1 tRNA gene is annotated in these 1,484 nt (G+C 29.6%); it reads left to right on the top strand.

Going from position 1 to position 1,484, the window contains the following annotated elements:
* The first annotated feature begins 521 nt into the window (after positions 1-521).
* Positions 522-603 (top strand) — tRNA-Ser (locus ACQCX0_RS04940).
* The last annotated feature ends 881 nt before the right edge of the window (positions 604-1,484 follow it).

Raw genomic sequence — 1,484 nt, 5'->3', positions numbered from 1 at the left:
TCTACACTCTTTCCCTACACGACGCTCTTCCGATCTAACCTAGGTTTGGGACGTTTCGAAATGGCCATAATTGGGCACGAACTCACCAGTTTCATGCAAGCACCCCTAAATATTTCTTACCTTTGAAAAAGGCTAATACCGATAATGATGATAATTTATAAATCAATGCTTCAATTATTAAATACTAAATGATGTTGAAATTTATTCTGTTGGCCAGTTGTCTTTTCAATTTTATACCTTTGTGTAAGAAAACGGTTTTTAATGAAAATAAGTGTTTGTTATAAATATTGTAGTGTCAATAAATACCTACACAAAATCTTTTTATTCTTTCTGAATATAAACGATCTAATTTTTGCGATATTCCTTATAAATAAATTTGACAGCTGACTACAAGTAAAATAAGCAGATCATATGTAAAAAAATAACTCCAAAGTTGAGTATTCACTCAAACTTGATTGGACGCAATAAATCAAATAAAAATATTATATAGAAATATTATATAGAAATATTTTATATCACGTGCTGCGATGGCCGAGTGGTTAAGGCGTTGGACTTGAAATCCAATGGGGTTAACCCGCGCAGGTTCGAATCCTGTTCGCAGCGAATTGTCCGTCAATTTTTTCTATTCATTTTTAATTTTTTTTTCAATCGCTTCATTTGTCGTCATGATAAATGTTCCTTTTTATTGTCGAAATATTAGGTTTCTGCTCCAAAACGAGCCACCAAGATCAGTAAGCAACCTAGCGACAACTTTTCATACTTCTGACCGAGAATAGCTCAATTATGGCTCAATTAATTAAATTAATAATAATTTTATAAATGTATATTTATTGTATCATAAATTTGAACTTTTGAATGTGATTTCCTAACTGCTTGCTAATAAACTTCATTAAAACCTTACCAGTAAAAACAATTTCAAAAACAGCAAAATATAATTAAAGTGTATAAAAAAAAATGTTATTTTTTCTTTTTGGTTAAAAAACACACTTTTTTAAAATGTAGAAAACGTATTTATTAAAAAGAATATTTTTATAAATAAAAAAAGCACTGTTTAGATGAAAACATAAGTGTATATTGTACTTCTTACCAAGGCACAGATGTGCCTACTCTTAAACCGTAACCAAAGTGAACCACATACAAAATTTAAAGAACAGATTTGAGCCAAATAAAAAATAGCTATCATCCATCAGTCATCACATACCGCCAAATAAATAAAAATATACAATATAATAGGTGCGTTCAATTTGATTTAGATAAATTAACTTAGTTGACTTAACTGCTAAGTTGACTTAAACTCATTACAAGTGACGTTTTGTATGTCATAGTTAAGGCAAATGACTCGCTTAAGGTAATTAATCTCACTTAAATTGCATTCAATATTGCCTGAATAAAATTCTTAAGTGTGTAGTTGACTTAAAGTGACTGGATATGATGTATTTGACGTCATATTCATCTAAAACCTCCTACTTTAGACATCTTTACTT

The sequence above is a fragment of the Candidatus Hepatincolaceae symbiont of Strigamia maritima genome (genome assembly GCF_055505085.1).
The sequence above is the reverse complement of the archived record's forward strand: the minus strand, read 5'-3'. Positions and strand labels throughout refer to the sequence as shown.